Below are 26,088 nucleotides of genomic sequence, written 5' to 3'. Positions count from 1 at the left end.
AATACTAATATCTGTAACATCTGTATTTTACAAAATATATCTAACAATTTGGGATATTAATTCAACAGTCTTTTTAATCTTGAGAGTGAAATAGGATATTTTCTAAAAGATAAATTATTAGCTATTAAATATAATTTTAAACATACGGAAGAAGATATCTTACCAGTTTTACTATATCAACTTAAATACTCTAAAGGTGATGCTTCTTATGGGATTGAAGAAATACGAGAGTATAAGAATGGATCAATAAAATATTTAATAGGATCTTATTTTTATAAAAAGAAAGATAAAGATTCTAATAATAATACTGTTTATAAAAAATATCAGAAAAATTTTATATTATTATACAATCTTAATAGTCTACCTAATTTTAATTTTGAACTAAAAGCTAAGTATTCAATATTTAGGATTTTTGGTAATAAATCTAGCCAAATAACGGCTTCTCCAGAGTTTAATAAAAATTATAAAGTTTTATATAAAGATAATGATAGTATTTTGGCAAATAACTATTTTGATGCCGCGAGGATTGTTAGCCTTATAGATTTTTATAAGAAAAGTTTATTTGATTTTAGATTAAAGATTATAACAAATAAAAATAATATAAGATTCGTTTGTATAGATAATCATAATATAAATATAGAAAGATTTTTAAATAATGAGTTATCAAAGGAATTCCCTGATGATTTTAGAGAGCTTAAATTACGCGAGTATGATAGCTTTCTAGAATTACTCGAATTGTTGAATATTAACTAGTATATAAGGATAGAGTTTTATGCTGATAGTATTATTTGGATTGGTTATATTAGGCTTTGTATTGTTTTGGTATTTTCTTATCTATTTATTAAATAAAAAGTTTATACAAGATTTATCAGAAAAAAAATCAACAAATAAACTTCTTCTAATGGTAGCAGTTATAGCGACTGTATATATTTTTGTTTATCTTTTATTTGCTTGTTTAGGTAGTGAAAACTTAGCCGTATCTTTTAGGTTACGGAGTGTTAATGCTATGTCATTACTTGCGATGTTTCCACTTATTTTGATGCCATCAATATGGCGAAAGTATACAAATAATATAACTGTTCGGTTATTTTATTGGTTTGGGATTTTATATATTGTATTTTCGGGTTTATCTTCTGTATTTTATTCGGGTTCTAACCATGATCTAACATATATAATTGTTAGTTTACTAGCTGGTTTGCTATCATTTATATTGTTTGTATTAATCATTATGATGCTTTTATCAGATCCTAATATAGAAATAACTAATAAAATATTACAACCTAATATGCTATTAAGAATCTTATCAGCTATTGCACTTTTAGTTTTACTTGCGGGATATACAGTTAGCTTTTTCGCTAATAAATCATATAACACTAATGGTATTGATTTTGATACATATCTTATTATGACTAATTTTGCGAGTGCGTCTATTTTTGTAGCATTTACTCTAGTGTTTAGTAGTATATTAACGTGTATGGCAACAAGCTATGATAGCCTCAAGCATATATTGTATGCAATTGTTGGACTTTTAATTATAGGAGCTTACTTTTTACTAGCTTGGACATATACAATGGGTCTACAAAAAGAAACTCTCGAAAATGCATATTCAGTGCTAAATATGACTACTAATATTATTAGCTTTATCGTATGTTCATATTTACTTGTTTCTATACTAAATAAATTAAACTTAAAGATAAGTTTTATCATCATATTATTCGCTGTCTTTATAATTTTACCTTTTACTACAAAATTTATGATTGCTACATATAGTCAGGTGTACGTAATTGCATTAGCAATGTTGATTATTAGAAATGGTAGTAAATATTTTAATATAAATGCTGGTTCTATAGATTCTAATCAAGACATATCTAAAAAAGACAGTTAAGGTTTTATCGATGAAAAAAATACAAGTTATTATTAGCTCTCTGATTATTTTATTTATTTTTGCCTTAATGATTGGTACATTAATGTATTTCAAAAGCCTTGGTGACAAAACTAATAATCATAAAGAAGCCAAGAAACAAGAGAATTTACTAGCTTCAGATTCAAAAAAAAGCGCTGAAGAATCATCTGATATAAAAGCTAGTTTATTAACGGATAAAATTTCTATAGACATAAAAGAAGATGATTTAGTTGAAGGTAAAATCTTTTTAGCAACAAAATATTTTAAAATAGCTGATCCAGAAAATTTTTCTGATATTGACAAGAAAAGGGCTATAGTAGTGAACTCTATATCTACTAACTTTCAGATTATACAAGGACATCAGTGTGATCTTAATAGTATGGCTGCAGAGTGTTTAGTAATTGCCAAAAACAAGAAAACTAATAAGCTATTATATATAACACTAGGTTATCACTTTAATGATTACTATTCTGAAGTAGCGATAGATGCTATTGTGAATAATATTCCACCATTTGAATACTCTAAGAGTAATCCTAAGGTTGGTGCTATGATGAGTGATGGTAAATTGTTATATACAGATGATAGAAGTTTAATTAAAAATATAAAAATATCTGAAGATAATATATCCAATAAAAAAATAGAAAATGTTTTCTATAATGACAAAAATAAAAGTATTGTAATAAGTTACATAGACTCATCAGTTATAACTGTGATTTTTGCTGATGGTAATTATAAAAATTTTATATTACCTATAACTTATAATGGTTATTCTACTTACTCAATTAAGCCTATAAATAATGGTAATGGGTATATTATTGATTATATAAAACCTAGTTTTAATAATAGACCATCTTTACTTGGTTTATTACTACCTAATAAAAATACCTATAAGCTTATCTACAAGAAAGAATTTTACACTTTGCCCAATTTAAAACAAAGTAAAGATGGTAATTTAATATATTTCTTAGCAGATGGAAGAAATATGGACTACAACAAAGCTTATGTTTGGAGTAAATCAAATGGTCTTAAAGAAATAAAATATACAAGTTTTCGTTTTGCTGGAGAAGCTAATAGTGAAGTTTTTCTGTCAGTCAAAAATCCTGATGAAAAGCCCAATAAGCTTTATAAATCATCATTTGGTATTTTGATAAAAGCAGATGGTAGTATACAAGAATATCGAAACCTTTCTTCTATCAGTGATATAAAAGCGACAAAAACTGGTGATTTTATTGTTAAGAATCAAAATGATACTTATTTTATATCTAAAGATGGGCAAATATCAAAAGTAGCTAATTCATCAGATATTTATAGTATCGATGAGTTCGCAAAAAATAATATATTTTATATAAAAGGAAGTAAGCTTTTCATAACTTATAATGATTTATATAAGGTTATTGATAATCCAATTATAAATATTGAGAATAGTAATAATGAGTATGTAATAAAAGATACTAAAGGAAATATATATTTTATAGTTACTGATAAAAAAGATAATATCTTTGTATATAAGTTAGTAGATAACTTTTCTTTTTCTCAAGTTGCGAAGTTTCACGAAGAGGGTTTATCTGATATAAATGTATACCCACTAAATAATGGACTAGCTATATGGAGTGATAGTAATAATCCTAAAAATATATATATTTATAATAATGGTGAAGCTAGTAATTACTCTGTAGATAACGATGTTAAAGGATTAAGAAAGTTAGCATCTTTAAAAGATGCATATATTATATATCCATATAATCAAAGCTATTTTCTAAAACTTAATAAAGATACTTCTAAAGTATCTAAGATAGATCTTTCTAAAACTATTTATGATCCATTTAAAGCCGCGGGGAATAAAGCAATACCAGATTTTAGATCTGTCATAGTGAATTCCACTGAAAAGAGTTTTGGTATGTTATTTAAGGATCCAAGTAGTGGTGAAGACTATAAGTTTATTTTTTGGATGGATGAAAGTGGTGAAATAGCACCTTATCTTCTTCCTGATGATGCAGATAACTTTGATACTGAGAACTCGCCGTTAAAATCAGATACTGGTCAGTTATTTTATGTTAATACAACAGATCCTTCTCGAGGTTATAACAGAAGTGAAAATCATTTTGTATTAACTGTAATAGGTAATGATGGTAATGCAAATAAATATACAGCGACAGATGGTTCTATATATACTAATTATGAATGGCTAAGTACGTATTTCTATACTGGGAAAAACAAATCTGGAGTAATAGTATTTGTTTTTCATTCTAATGCTCAGCCTTATGAATATAACTCATCATTTTGGATTTCAAATACTGATAGTTATGATCTAACTCAATTAAAAGCGCCAGATATTTTTGGCACAGAACCTAGTACAGTATTACAAGTTGGCGGAGATTATAGTAATCATCAAGCTAATTTGTTTATATATAAAGATACAGATTTTTATGTGAATATACATAAAGATGGTAGCTATTTGTATGTTGAAAATAGAGCGATGAAACGTAGCTAAATTTTCTAAATTATTCTTGATCTTATTTTTTATATAAAAAGTCTAAAATTTTATTTGTAATTAGTGTTTTGCTGTACTACCATGTTAGTACATTGATACATTATTAATTTGACTAAAATAAATGTCTGAAATAAAAAATAATGAGGATAATCTCCAAGATCTATATAAGGTTTTTACAAATTTTGAGTCTGTAGATGAAGCAAAGCTTTTCTTAGAAGATTTATGCACACCAGTAGATTTAATGGCAATGGCTGCTCGTTGGAGAGTAGTTAAAGAATTAAAAAAAGATAAATCATATCGCCAGATCCATGCTGAAACAGGAGTTAGCCTTACAACTGTTAGTAGAGTTGCAAGATGTCTTACTTATGGAACAAATGGTTACAACACTATCTATAATAAAATAAAAAATGAGAGTTAAGATGAGAAAAAGATTAAGAGTTGCTATACAAAAGAAAGGCAGACTATATGATAATTCAATGGAATTATTTAGTAAAATAGGTGTCAAAGTAGAGTTCTCAAGTAAAAGTAATTTGTTATGTCATTCAATAAATGCTCCAATTGATTTTCTTTTTGTAAGAGATGATGATATTCCAACTTTAGTAAATGGCAATGTTTGTGATTTTGGTATAGTAGGTGAGAATGTTTTAGAAGAGTATTTACTAAGCATAAAAGATACTAATAAAAAGAACGATATTATCAAAACGAAAAAACTAGGGTTTGGTAAATGTAGGCTATCTATAGCTGTACCAAATAATGCTAGTGAAAACTTAAATGATCTTAAAAATACCCGGATAGCAACTTCCTATCCTTACTTAGTACAAGAGTTTTCAGATAAGAATGATTTAGGTCTTGATCCATTATCTATTTCTGGGTCAGTTGAGATCGCACCGAATTTACAAATGGCAAGCTCAATATGTGACTTGGTTTCTACTGGTAGAACATTAGAAGAGAATAATCTTAAAGAAATTCATACAATAATGAAAAGCCAAGCTATTTTAATTCGCTCAAATGAAAATTTTGGAGATGAATTAGAAGAATATTATCAATTATTACTTAGACGAATTGAGGGTGTAAAGCATGCTCAAGAACGTAAATATATTATGTTTCATATTGATAAAGATTCAATAGATACGATTGCTCATATTTTACCTGGACATGAAGGTCAAACTATAATGCCTTTATATGGGGATACTAAAGTTGCGATACATTTGGTTACCAAAGAGGGAGTTTTCTGGGGAACTTTAGAGAAGTTAAAAGAAGCAGGTGCTAGCTCTATATTAGTTTTACCAATTGAGAAGATGTTGGAGTAAGTAGCGACAATGATTGAAATATATAATTGGCAAGAGCTTAGCACCACTAAGCAAGTAGAGCTTCTGTCTCGCCCAGTTTCTGCTAATAAAGCTAACTTAGTTGCAGGTGTTAGAAATATTTTAAATGAAGTTAAGCAGAACGGTGATAAAGCACTTTTTGAATTTACTTCTAAATTTGATAGTGTTGATTTAGATAATATTGAAGTCTCAGTAGATGAGATTAAAGAAGCTTACTTACTAGCCTCGCCAGATGATATTAATTTAATCAAAAATTCGATAGCGCGTATATCTAACTATCATGAAGTAATGAAGCCAAAAACTACTGTTTGTGATACCAATGATGGTGTGGTTTGTAAAAAAGTTTATAGGCCTATTGAAAAAGTTGGTTTATATGTGCCTGGTGGTTCAGCTCCATTAGTTTCTACGCTAATAATGCTAGCAGCTCCAGCACAAATTGCAGGTTGTAAAGAAACCTATGTGGCTACACCTTGTGATAAAAATGGTAATGTTCATCCATTAATTTTAATAGCAGCTGATATTTGTAAGGTTTCAAAGATTTATAAACTAGGAGGAGCTCAAGCTATAGCTGCTCTAGCTTATGGTACAGAAACTGTATCTAAAGTTAATAAAATTTATGGTCCAGGAAATTCTTGGGTTACAGAGGCAAAACAGCAAGTTTCTAATGATAGCCAAGGTGCTGCTATTGATCTGCCAGCTGGACCTTCAGAAGTTTTAGTAGTTGCTGATGAGAGTGCAGATTCTAGATTTGTTGCTGCAGATTTGTTAGCTCAAGCTGAGCATGGCACAGACTCACAAGCTTTATTAATCACAACTAGTCAAATTTTAGCAGATAAGGTTAGAGATGAAGTTTCTAAGCAAACTAGTACAGCCCAAAGAAAAGCTATTATTGAGAAATCTTTAGAAAATAGTGCAATTATTGTTGTAGATACATTTAGCCAAGCAATTAATATAGCTAATGAGTATGCTTCTGAGCACCTTATTTTAAATATTGAAAATGCAGATAATTATATTGATAGTATTCAAAATTCAGGTGCTGTATTCGTAGGTCCTTGGGCGGCTGAAGCATTAGGCGACTATATTACTGGGTCAAATCATGTACTACCTACTTATGGATATGCAAAAGCCTATAGCGGTTTAGCAACTATAGATTTTATGAAAGCTATAAGTATTCAAAATGTATCTAAGCAAGGTATAAAAAATATAGGACAAACAGCGATGAGATTAGCTGATATAGAAGGTCTCAAAGCTCATGAAAATGCAATAGCTATTCGCTTGGAGAGTTTATAACATTATGCAAAATATTGTGCAAAATCAAACTACAGAAAGTCTTATTCGTAAAGATTTACAAAAATTTAGTGCATACTCATCTGCGCGCTCTTTAAAAGTGGATGGAGATATTTGGTTAAATGCTAATGAATCACCATATAATAATGAGTATTTGTATAATCGCTATCCTGAACCACAACCAAAGAAATTAGTGGAGAAGCTAGCAAAGATATATAATGTTGATGCAAGCAATCTATTAGTTACTAGAGGTAGTGATGAGGGGATTGATCTGTTATTTAGATTATATTGTGAGTATCAAAAAGATTCTGCTTTTGCAGTTGAGCCTACTTTTGGGATGTATAAAATAGCTGCTCAACTACAAGGTGTTGATTATAAAACTCTTAAGCTAAAAGAAGAAAATAACTTTGAAATTAATGTTACAGAGCTTTTAGTGAGTATTCCTGATAACTGTAAATTACTATTTTTATGTACTCCTAATAATCCTACTGGTAAATCTATACCATTAGCTGATATTGAACAAATTTTAAGTGAATTAGCTGGCAAGTGTGTAGTTGTAGTTGATGAGGCGTATATTGAATTTAGTAATGAAAGGTCTGTTTCTAGCATTATCAATAAATATGAAAATTTAGTTGTGCTAAGAACCTTGTCAAAATCTTTTGGTATGGCAGGTCTTAGGCTAGGGACGGTAATTACTAATTCAGATAGAATAGTTTGGTTGAGAAAAATATTAGCACCGTATCCAATCCCAAAAACTACAGAAAATACTATATTAGCAATGCTTGATGATGAGAGTTTAGCAAATATAGCTAGTCAAATTACTGAAGTAAAAGAGCAAAGAGAACATCTATATCAAGCATTATCACAAATGAAGATTGTTGATAAATTGTGGTCATCAGATGCTAATTTTATATTAGTTAGATTTAGAGAGAGTATCTTTAATAAACTAATCGATAATAAAATAGTAGTCCGTTCTATGGCTCATTTTTTCAATGATGAAAAAGTTCTAAGAATTAGCATAGGGACAGTATCTGAAAATAAAAAATTAATCGAAGTATTACAAAAATTAAGTAGCGAATATGAAACAAAATAAATATTTATTCATTGATAGAGATGGTACTTTAATAGTTGAACCACCTATAGATAAGCAGGTCGATAGTATTGAGAAACTAGAGTTTTTTGATGGTGTTTTTGAAGCTCTTAAAAAATTACAAAAAGCAGGCTTTAAACTTGTTATGGTATCAAACCAAGATGGTTTAGGTACTGAGTCTTTTCCTCAAGAAGATTTTGATGCACCGCATAACTTGATGATGAAGGTATTTAAGTCTCAAGGGATAGAGTTTGAGGATGTCTTAATATGTCCACATTTCGCTCATGAGAATTGTAACTGTCGTAAACCTAAAGTTGGTTTATTGATGGACTATTTAGTAGAGCAAAAGATCTCTCTAAAAGATAGCTATGTGATAGGTGATAGAGAAACTGATGTTCAATTAGCACATAATATAAAAGTCAATCCTATTCAATTTGGTGTTGGAAGTTATCAATCTTGGGATGATATTACTACAGCAATATTAAATAAGCCTAGAGTAGCTGAAATCAAGCGTGTAACTAATGAGACTGATATTATTGTAAAAGTTAATCTAGATGCTCCTGGAACTCGAGAAATAGATACGGGTCTTGGGTTTTTTGATCATATGCTTGATCAGATTGTAAAACATGCTGGTATAAGTGCCGTAATTCAGGCAAAAGGTGATCTTCATATCGATGATCATCATTGTGTTGAGGATGTTGCAATTACTCTCTCTCAAGCAATTGCTCAAGCTTTAGGCGATAAATATGGTATTAATCGTTATGGTTTCTTATTACCTATGGATGAGGCTTTAGTTGAGATTGCTCTAGATTTAAGTGGCAGAAATTACTGCTCTTTTGAGGCAAATTTTGATCGAGAAATGGTTGGGGATTTATCAGTAGAGTTGGTGAAGCATTTCTTTGTATCTTTTGCTGAAGGTCTAAAAGCAACACTACATATCAAAGTAACAGGTGAGAATACTCATCATATGATAGAAGCGTGTTTTAAAGGCTTAGGGAAAGTGCTTAAACAAGCGATTGCTAAAAATGGTATAGATGAGATTCCTAGTTCAAAGGGAGTATTATGATAGCGATAATAGATTGTTGTGGGAGTAATTTTGCTTCGATAAAATATGCCTTTGAGAAATTAGGGCAACAAATAGTCCTAACACATGATGCTGAAGTAATCAAAAAATCAGCTTGCGTAATTTTACCTGGTGTGGGACATGCTAAATCAGCCATGGATAGTTTAAGAAAAAATAATTTAGATAAGCTTATCCCTGAGCTGACACAACCAGTATTAGGAATCTGCTTAGGAATGCAAATTATGTATAGTTTTTCTGAAGAAGGAAGTACAGCTTGTTTGGGTATTTTTCCTGAAAAAGTAAAAGCTTTTAAGAAAACTCAAGGCTTTAGTATTCCACACATGGGTTGGAATAGTTTACAAAATGTAAATAAAGATCATTTTTTGTTTAAAGATATTGCAGGAGATGATTATGTATATTTTGTGCATAGTTTTTATGCTGAGCTTAATCAATTTAGTATAACTACTAATGACTATATAAATGATTTCACTGCGATGGTAAATAAAGATAATTTTTATGGCATTCAATTTCATCCTGAGAAATCTGGTAGGGTTGGCATGAAGATTTTAGAGAATTTTATACAAGGAGCTTTGTAAATGAATATATTTCCAGCAATAGATCTAATAAATGGCAAATGTGTTCGTTTAGAAAAAGGTGATTTTAATAAAACTACTACTTATGAGTTTGAGCCAAAAGATGTTGCAAAAGCATATCAACAAGCAGGTGCTGAGTTTATCCATGTCGTAGATTTAGATGGCGCTAAAAAAGGTCAAACTTGTCAGTTTGAAACTATTCAGCAGATTAGAGAGAACTGTAATATGACGCTACAAGTTGGTGGTGGTGTCAAAGATTTTGAGACTATCGAAAAGCTTCTGGAAATCGGAGTTGATAGAGTAGTTGTCGGTAGTTTAGCTGTCAAAGATATAGCATTAACAAAGAAGTTTTTTGAGAAATATGGTGCTGAGAAGATAGTTTTAGCTTTAGATGTATTTATCAAAGAAGAAGTTCCTTATATAGCAACACATGGTTGGCAAGAGTCTAGCACAACAACTTTAGATGAAATACTACAGACTTATCTTGGTGATGGTCTTGAGTATGTCTTATGTACTGATATATCTAGAGATGGTATGCTGCAAGGTCCAAATTTTGAGCTATATAGAATCTATTCATCTATATATCCAGATATTCAGTTTATGGCTTCTGGTGGAGTTGGTAGCTTAGAAGATTTAGAAATTCTAAAAGAGCAGAATACTTATGGTGTTATCATTGGTAAAGCTCTATATGAAAATAAATTTACACTACAAGAGGCTTTAGAATGTTAACAAAAAGAATAATTCCATGTCTTGATGTCAAAGATGGTGTAGTTGTCAAAGGTGTAAAATTTAGAAATCATAGAATCATTGGCGATATTATTGAACTAGCACAGAAATACTCAGATGCAGGCGCTGATGAGCTAGTATTTTATGATATTGGCGCTAGTCCAGATAATAAGCTACTTTCTATCAAGTGGATACAAGAGATAGCTAAAAAAATAAATATTCCATTTTGTGTAGCTGGAGGTATAAAGTCTGTAGAGAATGCTCGAGCTATACTAAATGAAGGGGCTGATAAAATATCTGTCAACTCTGCAGCACTTGCTAGACCTGATTTGATAGATGAGCTAGTCTATGAGTTTGGTACTCAATGTGTAGTAGTTGGCGTAGATAGTAAATTTATTGATGGTGAATTTAAAGTTTGCCAATATACAGGTAGTGATGATAAAACTGTACAGACATTATTAGATCCAGTTAGTTGGGCAAAAGAGGTAGAGTCTCGTGGTGCTGGTGAGATAGTTCTTAATTGTATGAATCATGATGGTGTCAAAGGTGGTTATGATCTAGAGCATCTTAGAGAAGTTCAATCAAATGTCTCAATCCCTGTTATTGCCTCTGGAGGAGCTGGTCAGATTCAGCATTTTATTGATGTATTTAAGCATACGGATATTGATGGTGCTTTGGCTGCTAGTGTATTTCATGATGATATTATTGCGATACCTGAATTAAAACAAGAACTTTTTAAAAACAATATACCTACAAGAATAGTAAAATAGGATACAAAATGGATAACAAAATTATAGAGTCTATAGCTTGGCAAAAAATGGATAATTTAGTTCCAGCTATTATTCAATCAGCAATTGATAATAGTGTCTTAATGCTAGGTTATATGAGTAAGGAATCTTTAGAAAAGACTTTAGAAATCGGCAAAGTTACTTTCTATAGCCGTAGTAAAAAACGCTTATGGACTAAGGGTGAAGAAAGTGGAAACTTTCTTGAGCTAAAAGATATAGCTATTGACTGTGATAATGATTCTATACTTATAAAAGCTATACCATACGGCCCAACTTGTCATACTGGTAGTAAATCATGTTTTACTCAAGATGAAGAAAATAGCTCTTTGTATATAATAGACAAATTAGAAAAGTTAATAGCTGAAAGAAAAGATTATTTACCTGAGAATAGTTATTTAACTAGTTTATTTAAAGAAGGCTTACCAAGAATAGCTCAAAAGGTTGGCGAAGAAGGTGTCGAAGTTGTAATTGCTGCAATGAAGCAAGACTCAGAAGACGAGCTAATTTCTGAGACGGCGGACTTATTATTTCATTTACTAGTTTTACTTAAAGAGAAAGGTATTTCATTAGAACAAATTTGTCAAAAGTTAGTTTCTAGGAATACTTCCAGTAGTATACTTAAAAACTTTTGATTAAAGTTTTCATCTTAATAGAGTAATTATGGTGTATACTGCTTATTTTTATATGAATAAAATTGTAGGAGTTTTGAAGTTGTGAGGGGTATAAATAAAACGTTAGCTATTTACATGCTTTTTTATATTATAATTTGGGCAGTGTTACCATTGTTTTTTTATAATAGTTTTACATTAGATGTAGATACTATAGATATTTTTCACCATGTTCAGAATCTTGATATTAAATCACTTTTTGTTGATAAACATCCAGGATTAACGTTAATTATATTTAAGATTTTATTACTTTTATCCCCTAGTCCTTTTTTTGCTAATCTTTTGGGTAGTAGCATTTTCTTATCGCTAGCTTTAGTTTATATATATAAATTATTAAGACTTGATTATAGTAAAGATGAAGCAACTTTATTAACGATTTTGTCATCTTGTAGTATTTTTTATATATTAAGATATTTTATAGAGTTTAATCATAATTTAGTATTATTACCAATTTGGATAGCTTCAGTATATTATTTTATTTCTGCTATTAGAGGTAATAATACAAAAACATGGATTATATTAGCTTTTGTTTGTGCTCTTGGTATGTATGCCAAATTTCAGATGGCACTTATTATAATTGTTGAGTTTTGCTATTTGATATTTAAATATGATAAAAAATATTTAAAGAATCTAGTTATATCTTTTTTAATCTTTATATTATTAATGACTCCAGAAATAATTGGGGTAATGATATATAGCAGAAATCTTCAATATATGTTTTTACAAATAGATGATGATAATTATGGTTTTTTTCTAGTGGCTAATAACGCTAATATTTTATTACGTATATTGGCAATGCAATTATTTAATGTAATAAATTTATTTTTTATTGCTGTACCTGTATTAATAACTCTTCTATTAGTTACTTTTAAAAAAGTAAAATTTAATGCTATTTCTTTTACTAATCCATTAGTTATATGTGGTTTTTTACCTCTAGTAGTGTTTTTTATAATTCAAACAGTAAAAGGGCAACTACCTGCGGGCTGGCTCATTGTTACAATGTCTCTTACCTTCCCTGCGTTTTGTAGTTTATTTGGACTTAAAATAATAAATAAAATAAATTTCAATAAATTAGTTGTAATACTTTTATCATTACATTTTATTGCCTTTGTTGGTTATAACATATCAACGTTTTCTAGTAAAACTATTCTCACTACAAACTATGGTGATAAAGTAGCAGTAGCAGCAAAAACTTTTTGGAAAAAGCATGCAGATAAAGAAAGTAGAGAAAGAAAAGAGATTTATGTAATAGATAATACAGGTTGGATTGATGGCGCAATGCCTGATCTTTATGCATATTCAAATAATATAAATTATAAAAAAGAAATACTGGTTGCATATAATGGATGTAATTTATCATCTCAAGCAAATGTTTTAAAGACTAATGGTTTTAATGTAATAACTAAAGAATGTATAGCTGTTCAATATGCAAATAAGTTTAAAAAGCTATCGCATAATGTTTCATTTTTTATAGTTAAAAAAGGATAGGTCTGCTGTTTAAGTAAGAAAATGACTTTAAGAGTGCAAATCTCTATCCATCAAATGACTTGGTAATACATTTGATAGAGAGTTTAGAATATTACTTGGTACTTTTGGATTCTCATGAGCTAAATCTTGGATAAGTTTTTTAACTTTTTTTCTTTTAAGGTTTTCTTGTGAGCCACATAGGTTACATGGAATTATTGGAAACTCTTGTTCTTTAGCAAATTCTATTAAATCACGCTCTTGAACTAATACCATTGGACGGATTACAGTGTTTTCACCATCTTGAGTGATAAACTTAGGTGGCATAGATTTAATTTGCCCTTGATACAGGATAGACATTAACAAAGATTCAATTAAATCATCACGGTGATGACCTAGAATAATCTTATCCATTTTATGCTCTTTTGCATATCTATAGATATTACCACGGCGAAGTCTTGAGCATAAAGAACAATAAGTTTTACCTTCCGGTACTTTATCTATAACCACACCATAGGTATTTTTTGTTTCAATCTCATAAGATACGCCTAAATCATCAAGGTATTTTCTAAGCTTGCTATCATCCCAACCAGGCTGAGACTGATCTAATGTATATACATGAAGATCTATATCATAAGTTCCATCTTTAATAAGACCATGTAGAACTTTTAGAAGTCCAAAAGAATCCTTACCTCCAGATAGGCAAAGCATAACTTTTTCGCCTTTATTAATAAGCTTATAATCTACGATAGCTTTAGTGATATAATGACGAAGTTTCTTCTCAGTCTTACTAATTTTGATCTCTGTCATTTATCTATGTGCCTTTTTAAAGATTCTATCTTTCTCACGTGCCCAGTCTTTATCTTTTTCAGCTTGGCGCTTATCATGTGTTTTCTTACCTTGAGCTAGAGCTATCTCAACTTTTACTCGAGAGCCTTTCCAATACATGGCAAGTGGCACACAAGTTAGGCCTTTTTGCTCAACTCTACCCATGATTTTGTCAATTTCGCGGCGATTAAGTAGCAATTTACGATTTGCTGAAGCATCTGCTACAACATGTGTTGATGCAGATAGTAGCGGGGTTATTAGACAGTTAAATAGCCAAGCTTCACCTTTTCTAATGTGTATATGACTATCTATCATCTGAACTTTACCGGCTCTTACACTTTTTACTTCCCATCCTTGTAATACTATTCCAGCTTCAAATTTCTCTAAAATAGTATAATCATGGAAGGCTCTTTTATTTCTAGCAATGGTTGCTGGAGAAACCTTATGTTTACTCATAACTTTATTATTTTTTGTAAAAGATATACAATGTAGGGCTATATATTATCAGCAAAACACAAAAGATTAAATAAATGAATAAAGTTAATAAATCTGCAATTGTAAATTATAGCGCTGCACAGATGTATAATCTTGTAAATGATATCAAAAGTTACCCTGAATTTTTACCAATGTGCTATGACATTGAGATTTTTGAGCATACAGAAACAGAAGCAAAAGCATCTCTAAAAATTAAGTCTGGATTTGTTAAGCTAGATTTTGCTACGCATAATACTATGGTAAAAAATAAACATATCCATTTAAATCTTATGAATGGACCTTTTAAAAGCTTAATTGGTGATTGGAGCTTTGAACCTCAAGATGAAAACTCATGTAAAGTATCACTAGATATGGAGTTTACTTTTGAGAATAAATTTGTAGAAATGGCTCTTGGCCCAGTATTTCGTGGTTTAGCAGATAAGATGTTAGGAGCTTTTTGTAAACGTGCAGAAGAGGTTTATAAATAGTGAAAGTAGAAGTTATTTATGCATTACCAAATGAGCAAAAATCTTTTTTTGTTGAGTCTGAAAGGACTCTTACAGTTAGACAAGCTATCCAGCAATCCAAAATAATTCATAAATATCCCGAGTTAGAAAATCTAGAAGAGTTAAAAATTGGTATTTATAGTGAAGTAGTTGATTTGGATCATTCTGTGAAAGATAAAGATAGGGTAGAAATATATAGGAATCTAACTATCGATCCTAAACAAGCGCGTATGTTAAGAGCTGAACAAAAGCGTAAAAAAGAAGGCATAAGAGGCTTTGGAGCATAAAAGAGCTTTTCAACGTAAAAATCATCGTCTAGAGAATTTTGATTATTCACAAAATGGCTATTACTATGTGACTATTTGTACCAAAGGTAGAATTAGTTATTTTGGTGAAATATTATCAGATGGGCAGATAATATTGAATGATTGTGGAAAGATAGTTTATGATCAATGGATGTGGTTAAGTTATCAATACGAATATGTCTTTCTAGATGAATTTGTTGTAATGCCAAATCATTTTCATGGAATATTAATTATTAATAATCCAAATGTGTGCGTAGAGGCTGGTCGTGACCAGCCAAATAAAAGGACAAGTCACGACATGTCCCTACAAAAAAATAGAAAAATTAAATCTTTATCTCAATTAATTGGTGCATTTAAGACAACATCATCTAAACAAATCAGAAATAATCTTGGATTATCAGACTTTGAATGGCAGAGATCTTTTTATGATCATATAATAAGAAATGAGCAATCCTTATTAAAGATCAGAGAATATATAAATAATAATCCAGCTAAATGGTATTTAGACAAATATAACTGTGAGAATCAAAATGAGTACTAAAAAAGTAGCTATCATTGGAGCTGGCCTAGCAGGATGTTCGTTGGCTTATGAGTTAAGTAGATCAAATAATTTTGATATAATTATATTTGATAAAAATTCTGAAATTGCAAATGAAGCATCAGGTAATTTTGCTGGAATATTAGAACCCTATTTAACTTCTGATAATAACTTTTCAGATCAATTTCATACATTAGGTTATAGTTTGTTGCTTGATTTTATAAATCAATATGTTGATGAAGTAGAGATTTGTAATAAAGGGGTATTGCAAATACTAAGTGATGAAAAAGATCTAAAAAGGTACGAAAAGATATTTCATAAGAGAGATATTGATCCAAATTTAGCTCAGATACTTTCTAATCAACAACTTTCTAGATTTCTTAATAAAGACCTTTCAAAAAAAGCTATATATTATTCAAATGCTCTATCAGTAGTACCTAAAAGTATTTGCCATCTGTGGCTTAAGTTGTCAGGTGCTAAGTTAAAGATAGATGCTGAGCTATTAGATATTAAAAATATAGGTGAAGTTTGGCAGTTAGAGTTTGCTGAATTTAGTGAAGATTTTGATATTGTAATTTTTGCTGGTGGGTATCATTTATTTAAAAATATTTCTTACTTACAAAGAATTCCAGTATATCCTTCATATGGACAACTTACTGTTATTGATAATTATTTTGATATAGACAGAACCATAGTTGATAAGGGTTATATTATTCCTGGATATCAAGGAGACTTGCAAGTAATAGGTGCTACATTTAGAGATAATTCAGATATTAGTGGAGAACTTCGAGACACTGATGATGAGTTTAATATTTCCCAAATAAAACAAATATCATTAAATAACCATGATAAAGAATTAGATGTAGTTAATTCGAGAGTTGCTATGAGATGCGTAACTTCTGATCATCTTCCTCTTATTGGAGAGTTAGTTGATTATATTAAGTTTGAAGAAACTTTTTATAAACCTTTATCAAAAGGATATCCTAAATCTAAAATGCCAAAAGTTGAATATGAAACTGGACTATATGTATCATCTGGGTTTGGCTCTAAAGGTATGTGCTCATCTTTAATTGCTGCAAAAATTATTGCTTCAAAGATATTAGATCAACAAAATATAGTCTCTAAAAATTTATTGGAAGCTTTATCACCGCAGAGGTTTTGGATTAGAAACTTTAAGAAAAGTTTAAGATTCTAATTTAGACTTTATATTTTGTAATAATACTCTATAATTCTTACTTCAAGTTCTTATAATAAATAAAGTTAATTTTAAGATGAAAATAAAAATAAATTTAATATTGCTTTGGGCTATTTTATCTATGACTCTTGCTGGATGTTCATTTAAGTGGGAAGTACCTATAAATAAAAGGGACCCTTATGAAAAGTATAACAAAAAAATATATAATTTTAATAATGATGTTTATGAGTTTTTAACACCTGTAGCAAATGCTTATGCTTTTGTTATGCCTAATGTTGTCCAAAATGGTATCTTTAATGTTTTTCAAAATCTTTTCGAGCCTAGTAGAGTAGCCAATGATATATTCCAATGGCAATGGGGATATGCCGGTGATGATACTTTAAGGTTTGTATCGAATACTACGCTCGGTGTAGCTGGAATATTTGATGTTGCAAATAGCTGGTTTGATTTACCTATACGTTATCATCAAGATTTTGCAACTACATTACATAAATGGGGAGTGTATAAAAAAGGGTATGCTTCGCCATATATCGTATGGCCATTTTTTGGACCAGGGACTGTTGAAAGTTTGTCTAATGGTGTTGATGCTGCATTTAACCCTCTTTCATATTTATTCTTAGCGCCAGGTGTTGGTACATTTACAGCATATGCTATAAACTATACTGTTTATGGATTGTACTATACAAACCAAGGGGTTTCATATTTACCAGCATATTCAAGTTTACAACAAACATCTCTAGATCCATATGTAGCTTTAAGAAATGCATATATACAAAATTATGACTATAGTATGGCGCAAATACTTAAGCAAAAGCTTCCTCAATCAGAATCATCTCAGCAAAATGATCAAGCTGTATTAAATATATTAGGTGTTAGCGATAAAAATGCTAGTTCAGAAGTTGCTTCAAGTGGAGAAAGCTTTATAACAAACTCACAGAATGTACCTGTGCTTAAGAGTAGTCTATCAACTGTAAATGATGCTGCAAAAGTTTAGATAATTTAAAACAATAAATATTCTTATAAAGGTTTCTTTCATTAGTAATTTTTTGCTATATTAAATATACTTGTCGTTCAATTATATAATTTTTAATGAAAAAAATATTCGTAGTATTTATGTCTTTGGTAATGTTATTACCAAGTGTGTCTATTATTGCAGCACCTATACCAAGTGGGTATGATTTTATTCCTATTCAGGAAGAAATGCAGATAGCTCAGCCTGTCGTACAAAAACATGGTATGGTTTCTTCACAAGAAGCTTTAGCGAGTGAAGTTGGTTTACAGATACTCAAAGAAGGTGGTAATGCAGTAGATGCTGCTGTTGCTGTTGGTTTTGCCTTAGCTGTTACTTTACCTAGAGCTGGTAATCTTGGCGGTGGTGGCTTTATGCTGATATATCTAAAAGATAAAAATAAAACAATCGCAATCAATTATCGTGAGAAAGCACCAGAGAAAGCTTCTAAAGATATGTTCCTTAATAAAAATGGAGATGTTGACTATAGTAAAGTATCTGGCTCATATAGTGCTTCAGGCGTTCCTGGGACTGTTGCAGGTTTAATTGATGCGCAACAAAAATATGGTAAGCTAAAACTCCAGCAAGTAATAGCTCCAGCTATTAAGCTAGCAGAGGATGGTATTCCAGTAAGTTATGATCTTCATCAATCATTAATAACTGCAAAACCATGGCTAGAAAAGTCTCCAGATGCTATGAGGATTTTTTATAAAAAAGATGGTTCTGCTTATAAAGTTGGTGAAATCTTAAAACAGCCAGAACTTGCTAATAGTCTAAAACTAATTGCAGAACAAGGTAAAAAGGCTTTTTACCAAGGTGAAATAGCTCATAAGATAGCTGAAAGTATGGCACAAAATGATGGTTTGATTACTTTAGAAGATCTAAAAAACTATAATATCGAAGAGATAAAACCAATTAAAGGTACGTATAGAGGCTATACAATATACTCTATGCCACCTCCAAGTTCTGGTGGGGTAGTTTTAATTGAACTTCTAAATATATTAGAGAATTTCCCATTAGCCGATTATGGTAATAACAGCGCTAAGACTATTAATCTTATGAGTAATGCTATGAGCTATGCTTATAATGATCGTAATACAGATCTTGGTGATCCTGATTTTGTAAAAATGGATTTAACTAAGTTTTTATCTAAGGAATATGCTAAACAAATAGCTAAAAAGATAGATACTGATAAACATATACCGAGTAAAGATATTAGTACCGTTGATCCTGATGATCATGAAAAATTACAGACTACACAATTTAGTGTAGTTGATAAAGGTGGTAATATGGTATCAAATACCTATACGCTAAATTATTCTTATGGTAATGGTATTATTGTGCCAGGTACTGGAATATTCTTAAATAATGAAATGGATGATTTTGCTGCTAAAGTTGGTGTAGCTAATGTGTTTGGATTGGTACAAGGTGAAGCTAATACTGTAGCACCAAATAAGCGACCTCTAAGCTCAATGACACCGACTATAGTATTAGATAAGAATGGTAATCCTTTCCTTGCTACAGGATCTCCGGGTGGTAGCCGTATTATTACAACAACTTTACAGGTGATTTTAAATCTAATTGATTACAATATGAATTTACAGTCAGCTGTTAATAACCCTCGTGTGCATAGTCAATTGTGGCCAGAAGAGTTAGGAGTAGAACAAGGTATCTCTGTAGATACAATCAATCTGCTTAAGAAAATGGGTAATAATGTTGTACCTTATGCAGCTATGGGAGCAGCTGAATCTGTAGGTTCAGATGGACAGTATGTATATGGTGCTGCAGATCCACGTAGAGCAGGTGCTTTGGCAGTAGGGTACTAATTTATATAATTATTTTTCTTTTCTAGGAGAAGCTGAGCTACCAGCGAGGATTCCTCCATCAACATTTAATTCAATACCAGTAACATACTTTGACTCATCTGAAGCTAAATATAATGTTGCATAAGCTACATCTCTTGCTTCGCCCATTCTTTTTAGAGGAATATCTTGAGAAATCATTTTTATCGCAACTTCTTTTTGAACTTCATCTTTCGGTAACATCTCATCCCACATTGGTGTCAATATAGCTCCTAGATGGATAGAGTTACAACGAATATTATATTGTATATCAGCACAGTATAAAGCAACTGATTTTGTATGGTTTCTTACAGATGCTTTACTAGAAGCGTAAGCTACAGCCTGAGGGATTCCAACAATACCAGAACGTGAAGAGATATTTAACTATACTTCCACCATTTTCTTTCATAAGCTTGATAGCATATTTGCATCCTAATGCCACACCAGTAGAGTTTATAGAATGAACCTTATGCCAAGAATTCATATCTAAATCTTCAGGGTTATGAGGTCCAGCACTTTCTATAAAACCTGTAATACCAGCATTATTAACTAAAATGTCTAATTTACCAAACTTGGATTTAATATATTTACTAACTTCTATCCAATTGCTTTCATTACTAACATCTAAATGCTTATATTCAGCATTAGCTGATTTAATGTTTTTAAGTGTTTGGTTACCTAAAGTATCATTTATGTCAGAAACAATAACAGTTGCTCCCTCACTAGCAAATAATTCTGCTATAGCTTTACCTATTCCTCTAGCAGAGCCGGTCACTAAAGTTACTTTATTTTCTAATCTTTTCATATGAGAAAGCCTTTATATTAATTAAAAGTCAGTTTTTATTTTTGAGAGTTTTAAAATTGAGAGCAACAAAAGAAGTAAGATGAATCTATGAAATTAAAGAGCTCCACGAGCCGCTTTTTTACGATCTGATTCTGTTAGATGTTTTTTTCTTAATCTAATTGACTTTGGAGTAATTTCTACTAACTCATCATCTTCGATAAATTCTAAAGCATACTCAAGAGTAAGTTTAATTGGAGTAACTAATGTAAGAGCATCATCTTTACCAGATGCACGAACGTTAGTTAACTGCTTACCTTTACAAGGGTTTACTGCTAAATCATTATCTCTACTATGAATACCAATAATCATACCTTCATAAACATCTGTACCATGAGAAATAAACATTTTACCCCTCTCTTGAAGATTCCAAAGAGCAAAAGCTACTGCTTTACCTGATACCATAGAAACTAGAGTACCATTCTGGCGAGTCTCAAGAGTTTGTTTTTTCATTGGTCCATAATGATCAAATATTTTATTTAAAATACCTGAGCCAGATGTAATAGTTAAAAATTCTGTATAAAAACCAATCAAACCACGAGAAGGAATTATAAACTCAAGTTTTACACGACCTTTTCCATCTGGTTCCATATTTTTAAGCTCACCTTGACGTAAGCCCATTCTCTCCATTACAGTACCTTGATGTTCTTCTTCGATATCTATAATTGCTTGCTCATATGGTTCATGTTTTTCACCATCTACATCTTTGAAAATTACATGTGGACGAGAAACTGCAATTTCATAACCTTCACGACGCATATTTTCAAGTAAGATTGAAAGATGAAGTTCACCACGACCAGAGACTTTAAACTTATCAGCATCATCTAATTGTTCAACTCTTAAAGCTACGTTTGTAAGTAGTTCTTTATCTAAACGATCTTTGATCTGACGAGAAGTTACAAACTTACCTTCTTTACCAGCAAATGGAGAGTTGTTGACTTGGAAAGTCATGCTGATAGTTGGCTCATCTACTGAAAGCTCAGGTAATGCTTCTACTTTATCAGGGCTACATAAAGTGTCTGATATATTCAAACCTTCCATACCTGTTACACAAACGATATCACCAGCTTGTGCTTCTGGTACTTCAACTCTTTCAAGTCCCATATAACCTAATATTTGTAATATTCTACCATTACGAGTTTTACCATCTTTACCAACAATAGTTACAGGAGTATTTGTTTTAACCTTACCTCTTTGGATACGACCAATACCAATAGTTCCTGTGAAATTAGAGTAATCTAGTGAAGATATCTGCATTTGGAATGGGCCATTTTCATCAACATTTGGATGCTCAACATTTTCAACAATAGCTTTGAAAAGATCTGTCATATCTTCTTTTTTCTCACCAAGCTCATTTGTTGCCCAGCCATTGATAGCAGAAGCATAGATAATAGGGAAATCTAACTGCTCATCTGTAGCACCTAATCTATCAAATAGATCAAATACTTGATCAACAACCCAATCAGGTCTTGCACCATCTCTATCAATTTTGTTGATAACTACGATAGGCTTTAGACCTTTTGCAAAAGCTTTTTCTGTTACGAATCTTGTCTGAGGCATAGGGCCATCAACAGCATCAACTAATAGTAATACTGAATCAACCATTGATAATACACGTTCAACTTCACCACCAAAATCAGCATGCCCTGGAGTATCTACGATATTGATTCTATAGTTATTCCACTTTAACGCAGTGTTCTTAGCAAGGATTGTAATTCCTCTTTCTTTTTCAATGTCATTTGAGTCCATGACTCTTTCAACTTCTGGACCACGAGTATTCAATGTACCAGACTGTTGTAATAATTTATCAACCAACGTAGTTTTACCATGATCAACGTGGGCGATAATTGCAATATTTCTTAAATTTTCAATCATTCAGTTTACCTATTTTTATAAAATCACCAACAATTATAGACTAATAAAGAGCAAAAGTACCTAAAAACTTAGGGCTTACTTTGAAAGAGCTTCATTATTTTTGTTATAACCATAAACAAAAATAATGAAACAGAAAATATTAAATGCTGTTGTCACTATTACATAAAATATTGAGGGGAAAAAACCAAAGCTAATACTAAAGTAAAGATTCATACATGCTATTTGAAGCGAAGAAATAGCATTTAATAGAAGTCCTAGGATATAGCCAAAGGCCAATAAGGTGCTACCAATAAATACTAGAATCCCAAAAAAATAAGAAATAATCATAATAGTATTGTAAGTAGGCGATATAGTTAGGTTTATATAGCTAAAAAATATCATAAAAATCATTGATAATATGATTATAGTACTAGCTTGGCGTAGATTTATTTTTTGTTATTTTTTGTGGAGCAATATTAATTTTATTAGTAATAGTTATAGCTAATATAGGTAAGCTTAAATCATTAAAGAATGGTTTTAAGTTTTTAATAAAATCAAAGATACTATAACTATTAAAATTATAAAAGCTAATAAAACCCATAAACGTTGCTAAAAAGTAAAAATACCATGCATCCTTTTTAAAAAAGATAATTCTAATAGCAAAGATCAAGCCAAAGATCTGAACCAAAGTTTGAAGTATATAGAAGCTAATACCACCTTGCATGATTTCTTTTAAAATCTTAACCTTATTTATCTATAGTATAGAAATATAATTATTTTAGAAAATTATTTTTCATATAATGTGGGGTTAATATATCTTTTTTGTTAGAATAAATATGTATTTAGAGTATAGAAAATAATAGGTAATGCTTAAAAAAATAAGAGCAGTATTAAAAAAAAGAAATTCGTATAATAATTCATATACAAGTGAGTTGATATCATCTATTCATAGAGCAGATATTAAGTCAACCATACTTTCAATAATATGGGCAGCTGGACCTGTTACAGTCATAGCTATTACTTTGGGGTATTATCTTAGTCATGGTTCTAGAGTACCTATGGTTACAGTTGCATACTTTTCTTTATATGTTTTTTTTTGTTGGTTTAGTTGGGTTTGTAAGTAAAATTATATTTGATTCAATCAAACATCGTAAGCAAGAACAAATGCAAGATAGATTCTTGGCAGTAATGGAAGAGTCGTACCAAAATTTATATTTATCCAAAAAAATGAATTTAGCTAATTTAACTGATCAAGCAAGAGATAATAGATTAGCGTATGAAATTCTTTCAAAATCTCATCCTACTAGTAAGGAGATATTTTATATCTTTAATCTTCATTTTAGTAAAGAAATGGCAGAATTTGCTGAAATTATCTACTTACACCAAGAAAATGGTTTTCCAATTGATAACTATGATAATAAACGTAAGTTAAGAAAGTTTTACAAGCAAATAGTTAATAATCAGAATATTCCTATAGATTTGAAGAAAAAGTTTTTAAAAGCTTTGATCGGAGAATATTCGGATTTAAAACAGGGCCTTGAGAGAAAAGCAGGTTTTTTGACAAAAATTTATAATAGTGCAGGGCAATACACTCTTTTTGATTTAGATGATGCTAGTAATGCAATTACTCTTTTTATTGAACTACTGTCAGGTAGGAAGATATATTATTTTAAAACTATTTCAAAATTTGAAGATATTAAAAAAGATTATCTATTTACATCAATAGAGAATTTGAGAAATAAAATAACTCAGAAGTATAACCATATTCTAGGAATTTATAAGCAATGTTTTTTATTGATGTCTGAAGTGGCACCAAACCTAGAATTAAGGGAGATTATTAATATAACAGAAGATGTTGGAAGTAATGTTTCTCAGCTAGATAATGCAATAAAACAACTACATGTCAAAAAACTAGCTAAAGATGTTAGAAGACAAATTCAGCAAAATAGAAATAGGTTTAATCAGAATGTTCGTATTATTAAAACTTTACTTAAGCGATTATCTGTCTTACTAAATCAATGGCGATCACTAAGTTTTGATAAAGATGAAAAATTAAATAAAAATGTTGAGCATGAGTTGGCATATGTTTATCTTGAGGAAAAAATGAGAATGTCTATAGCTTATGAAATGTTTGAATATATTAACTATGAGCATGACTTTGCAACAAGAACAGAACAAATAAAAGCATATGCAAGACAAATAGTTAAAATTTTACAAGAACCTTTAAGTCTAGAAGATGCTCCTGTATTAACAGCTATAGAAATGTCGAATAGAGCGAATTTAAGTAGTATAAAACTAACAAACTCAACAGCACAAAATTAAATACAACTTATAACTTATGTAGGTCAGTTAAGACAAATATTTCTGAAATTAGGCGTAGGATAAATAGAGTTTTGGTTGCTCAATATTTATAACATATTTTCTAATAATCTATTATATCTGTTTATCATAGTTATATTACCTGATGTGCCACCACAATGAATATATATGATTGGTTTAGGAAGTTTATTATAGTTTTCTAGAAGTACGCGCCAAGCTATTGGGTCATAAAGTAAGTCAAATTCTATATTTGTCTGTTGGAGAAGTCTTTGGAATATCCTATAGTTTTCTAAACTAAGATTACCAAATGTAGCTTCAAATTTAGGTTCTATTACTTTAGGAAATTTTAAGTTCTTATCTATATATTCAAATTGTTGCTTTAAATATTGAGAACTGCCAACGCAGGGAACTGTATAGATTTTATTTGGTAGATATTTCTCTAGATATAATGCGGTTGTACCAGTACCTGAAGCTACTATTACACTGTAGTTTTGTATAGCATTATTTTGACAGTATTTTTTAATTTCTTGAGCACATTCAGCAATACCTTCTTCTGCAAGATGATTTCTACCTCCTTGATCAAATAAGTAAACACTTTTATCAAGTTGATAATTCTTTTGTATATTTTCTAGATTTAGAGTTTTATTAGTTTCAAATAGCTGCATGCTATTTTCTAATGCTAACTTTAGATTACCATTTTTATTTTGCTTAAGAAATTTTGATAGAGGTTTTACCCAATAGTGGAAGCCCCAATTTTTAATTTTAGCTAACTGTGACAGAGCTAGCATAAAGTTAGATTGGTTACCACCAAAAGATATAATAGTTTTGATATGAGAATACTTGTTTGGATTGTTTAAAATATAGGCAAGTTTTCTTGCTTTATTTCCTGAAAAGATTGGATGGTTTAAATCATCTCTCATTATTATGAAGTCTTTATCATCAAAAGAAATCTTCTGAAATAGAGATGATGACATTTA

At 30.4% G+C, this 26,088-nt stretch carries 29 protein-coding genes; 21 read left to right on the top strand and 8 right to left on the bottom strand.

What is annotated here, in order from left to right; translation table 11 throughout:
• The first annotated feature begins 495 nt into the window (after nucleotides 1-495).
• From R8535_RS05140 to R8535_RS05080, 13 genes are all read left to right on the top strand, one after another.
• The gene (locus R8535_RS05140) at nucleotides 496-753 is read left to right on the top strand and encodes a hypothetical protein (protein ID WP_329497036.1); all 258 of its coding nucleotides are present in this window, start codon (nucleotides 496-498) and stop codon (nucleotides 751-753) included.
• Between the two features lie 19 nt (nucleotides 754-772).
• Nucleotides 773-1,885: a hypothetical protein gene (locus tag R8535_RS05135; RefSeq protein WP_329497038.1), complete on the top strand. Its 1,113-nt coding sequence runs from the start codon at nucleotides 773-775 to the stop codon at nucleotides 1,883-1,885.
• A gap of 10 nt (nucleotides 1,886-1,895) precedes the next feature.
• Nucleotides 1,896-4,394, top strand: coding sequence for a hypothetical protein (locus R8535_RS05130; protein WP_329497039.1), 2,499 nt, complete (start codon nucleotides 1,896-1,898; stop codon nucleotides 4,392-4,394).
• Between the two features lie 121 nt (nucleotides 4,395-4,515).
• Nucleotides 4,516-4,812: a YerC/YecD family TrpR-related protein gene (locus tag R8535_RS05125; RefSeq protein ID WP_329497041.1), complete on the top strand. Its 297-nt coding sequence runs from the start codon at nucleotides 4,516-4,518 to the stop codon at nucleotides 4,810-4,812.
• A 1-nt stretch (nucleotide 4,813) separates the two neighbouring features.
• Nucleotides 4,814-5,704 (top strand): ATP phosphoribosyltransferase, encoded by an 891-nt coding sequence (gene hisG / locus R8535_RS05120; protein WP_329497042.1) that lies wholly within the window; start codon nucleotides 4,814-4,816, stop codon nucleotides 5,702-5,704.
• A 9-nt stretch (nucleotides 5,705-5,713) separates the two neighbouring features.
• Nucleotides 5,714-7,012 (top strand): histidinol dehydrogenase, encoded by a 1,299-nt coding sequence (gene hisD / locus R8535_RS05115; RefSeq protein WP_329497044.1) that lies wholly within the window; start codon nucleotides 5,714-5,716, stop codon nucleotides 7,010-7,012.
• A gap of 4 nt (nucleotides 7,013-7,016) precedes the next feature.
• On the top strand, nucleotides 7,017-8,102 hold the full coding sequence (hisC, locus tag R8535_RS05110) for a histidinol-phosphate transaminase (protein ID WP_329497046.1): 1,086 nt from the start codon (nucleotides 7,017-7,019) through the stop codon (nucleotides 8,100-8,102).
• The gene (gene hisB, locus R8535_RS05105; protein ID WP_329497048.1) at nucleotides 8,089-9,165 is read left to right on the top strand and encodes a bifunctional histidinol-phosphatase/imidazoleglycerol-phosphate dehydratase HisB; all 1,077 of its coding nucleotides are present in this window, start codon (nucleotides 8,089-8,091) and stop codon (nucleotides 9,163-9,165) included. Before hisC ends, hisB begins: the two co-directional genes overlap by 14 nt.
• Nucleotides 9,162-9,758, top strand: a complete 597-nt coding sequence (gene hisH, locus R8535_RS05100; RefSeq protein ID WP_329497050.1) for an imidazole glycerol phosphate synthase subunit HisH — start codon at nucleotides 9,162-9,164, stop codon at nucleotides 9,756-9,758. The genes hisB and hisH overlap by 4 nt, the downstream gene beginning before the upstream one ends.
• Nucleotides 9,759-10,484, top strand: a complete 726-nt coding sequence (gene hisA / locus R8535_RS05095; RefSeq protein ID WP_329497052.1) for a 1-(5-phosphoribosyl)-5-[(5-phosphoribosylamino)methylideneamino]imidazole-4-carboxamide isomerase — start codon at nucleotides 9,759-9,761, stop codon at nucleotides 10,482-10,484.
• Entirely contained in the window at nucleotides 10,478-11,251 is a 774-nt protein-coding gene (gene hisF, locus R8535_RS05090) for an imidazole glycerol phosphate synthase subunit HisF (protein WP_329497054.1), read from the top strand. The genes hisA and hisF overlap by 7 nt, the downstream gene beginning before the upstream one ends.
• Nucleotides 11,252-11,259: 8 nt before the next feature.
• A complete protein-coding gene (hisIE, locus tag R8535_RS05085) occupies nucleotides 11,260-11,901 on the top strand; it encodes a bifunctional phosphoribosyl-AMP cyclohydrolase/phosphoribosyl-ATP diphosphatase HisIE (RefSeq protein WP_329497056.1) in 642 nt (213 codons plus the stop codon).
• 81 nt (nucleotides 11,902-11,982) lie between these two features.
• A complete protein-coding gene (locus R8535_RS05080; RefSeq protein ID WP_329497057.1) occupies nucleotides 11,983-13,425 on the top strand; it encodes a glycosyltransferase family 39 protein in 1,443 nt (480 codons plus the stop codon).
• A gap of 27 nt (nucleotides 13,426-13,452) precedes the next feature.
• Here the strand turns inward: R8535_RS05080 and ttcA are convergent, their stop codons facing one another.
• Complete coding sequence (gene ttcA / locus R8535_RS05075; RefSeq protein WP_329497058.1) at nucleotides 13,453-14,211, bottom strand: tRNA 2-thiocytidine(32) synthetase TtcA; 759 nt, start codon at nucleotides 14,209-14,211, stop codon at nucleotides 13,453-13,455.
• The gene (smpB, locus tag R8535_RS05070; RefSeq protein WP_329497059.1) at nucleotides 14,212-14,685 is read right to left on the bottom strand and encodes an SsrA-binding protein SmpB; all 474 of its coding nucleotides are present in this window, start codon (nucleotides 14,683-14,685) and stop codon (nucleotides 14,212-14,214) included.
• Nucleotides 14,686-14,759: 74 nt separating this feature from the next.
• Here smpB and R8535_RS05065 point away from each other — a divergent pair, with 74 nt between their 5' ends.
• From R8535_RS05065 to ggt, 6 genes are all read left to right on the top strand, one after another.
• The gene (locus R8535_RS05065) at nucleotides 14,760-15,191 is read left to right on the top strand and encodes a type II toxin-antitoxin system RatA family toxin (protein WP_329497060.1); all 432 of its coding nucleotides are present in this window, start codon (nucleotides 14,760-14,762) and stop codon (nucleotides 15,189-15,191) included.
• Complete coding sequence (locus tag R8535_RS05060; RefSeq protein WP_329497061.1) at nucleotides 15,191-15,496, top strand: RnfH family protein; 306 nt, start codon at nucleotides 15,191-15,193, stop codon at nucleotides 15,494-15,496. Before R8535_RS05065 ends, R8535_RS05060 begins: the two co-directional genes overlap by 1 nt.
• Nucleotides 15,486-16,055, top strand: coding sequence for a transposase (locus R8535_RS05055; RefSeq protein ID WP_329497063.1), 570 nt, complete (start codon nucleotides 15,486-15,488; stop codon nucleotides 16,053-16,055). Before R8535_RS05060 ends, R8535_RS05055 begins: the two co-directional genes overlap by 11 nt.
• A complete protein-coding gene (gene mnmC / locus R8535_RS05050; protein WP_329497065.1) occupies nucleotides 16,045-17,247 on the top strand; it encodes an FAD-dependent 5-carboxymethylaminomethyl-2-thiouridine(34) oxidoreductase MnmC in 1,203 nt (400 codons plus the stop codon). The genes R8535_RS05055 and mnmC overlap by 11 nt, the downstream gene beginning before the upstream one ends.
• A gap of 76 nt (nucleotides 17,248-17,323) precedes the next feature.
• Complete coding sequence (locus R8535_RS05045) at nucleotides 17,324-18,241, top strand: MlaA family lipoprotein (RefSeq protein ID WP_329497067.1); 918 nt, start codon at nucleotides 17,324-17,326, stop codon at nucleotides 18,239-18,241.
• 95 nt (nucleotides 18,242-18,336) lie between these two features.
• Complete coding sequence (gene ggt, locus R8535_RS05040; RefSeq protein ID WP_329497069.1) at nucleotides 18,337-20,082, top strand: gamma-glutamyltransferase; 1,746 nt, start codon at nucleotides 18,337-18,339, stop codon at nucleotides 20,080-20,082.
• A 9-nt stretch (nucleotides 20,083-20,091) separates the two neighbouring features.
• Here the strand turns inward: ggt and R8535_RS05035 are convergent, their stop codons facing one another.
• The 5 genes from R8535_RS05035 to R8535_RS05015 all read right to left on the bottom strand — a co-directional run bounded on the left by R8535_RS05035 (nucleotide 20,092) and on the right by R8535_RS05015 (nucleotide 23,516).
• Nucleotides 20,092-20,448, bottom strand: a complete 357-nt coding sequence (locus tag R8535_RS05035; RefSeq protein WP_329499488.1) for an SDR family oxidoreductase — start codon at nucleotides 20,446-20,448, stop codon at nucleotides 20,092-20,094.
• Complete coding sequence (locus R8535_RS05030; protein WP_329497071.1) at nucleotides 20,420-20,902, bottom strand: SDR family NAD(P)-dependent oxidoreductase; 483 nt, start codon at nucleotides 20,900-20,902, stop codon at nucleotides 20,420-20,422. Before R8535_RS05030 ends, R8535_RS05035 begins: the two co-directional genes overlap by 29 nt.
• Before the next feature lie 93 nt (nucleotides 20,903-20,995).
• On the bottom strand, nucleotides 20,996-22,813 hold the full coding sequence (gene typA / locus R8535_RS05025) for a translational GTPase TypA (protein WP_329497073.1): 1,818 nt from the start codon (nucleotides 22,811-22,813) through the stop codon (nucleotides 20,996-20,998).
• Between the two features lie 75 nt (nucleotides 22,814-22,888).
• Entirely contained in the window at nucleotides 22,889-23,194 is a 306-nt protein-coding gene (locus R8535_RS05020) for a hypothetical protein (RefSeq protein ID WP_329497075.1), read from the bottom strand.
• Nucleotides 23,195-23,222: 28 nt separating this feature from the next.
• Nucleotides 23,223-23,516, bottom strand: a complete 294-nt coding sequence (locus tag R8535_RS05015; protein ID WP_329497076.1) for a hypothetical protein — start codon at nucleotides 23,514-23,516, stop codon at nucleotides 23,223-23,225.
• Nucleotides 23,517-23,658: 142 nt separating this feature from the next.
• Between R8535_RS05015 and R8535_RS05010 the strand changes: the two genes are divergently transcribed.
• Together R8535_RS05010 and R8535_RS05005 are read left to right on the top strand one after the other, a co-directional pair.
• Nucleotides 23,659-23,916, top strand: a complete 258-nt coding sequence (locus R8535_RS05010; protein WP_329497078.1) for a hypothetical protein — start codon at nucleotides 23,659-23,661, stop codon at nucleotides 23,914-23,916.
• Nucleotides 23,879-25,114, top strand: a complete 1,236-nt coding sequence (locus R8535_RS05005; RefSeq protein ID WP_329497080.1) for a hypothetical protein — start codon at nucleotides 23,879-23,881, stop codon at nucleotides 25,112-25,114. The genes R8535_RS05010 and R8535_RS05005 overlap by 38 nt, the downstream gene beginning before the upstream one ends.
• Nucleotides 25,115-25,200: 86 nt before the next feature.
• Here the strand turns inward: R8535_RS05005 and R8535_RS05000 are convergent, their stop codons facing one another.
• Entirely contained in the window at nucleotides 25,201-26,085 is an 885-nt protein-coding gene (locus R8535_RS05000; RefSeq protein ID WP_329497082.1) for a 1-aminocyclopropane-1-carboxylate deaminase, read from the bottom strand.
• Nucleotides 26,086-26,088 lie beyond the last annotated feature (3 nt).

Origin of the sequence: Francisella sp. 19S2-4, assembly GCF_036281795.1 — a bacterium.
Taxonomy (GTDB): domain Bacteria; phylum Pseudomonadota; class Gammaproteobacteria; order Francisellales; family Francisellaceae; genus Francisella.
Note: the sequence above shows the minus strand (reverse complement) of the source record. Positions and strands in the feature narration are given on the sequence as shown.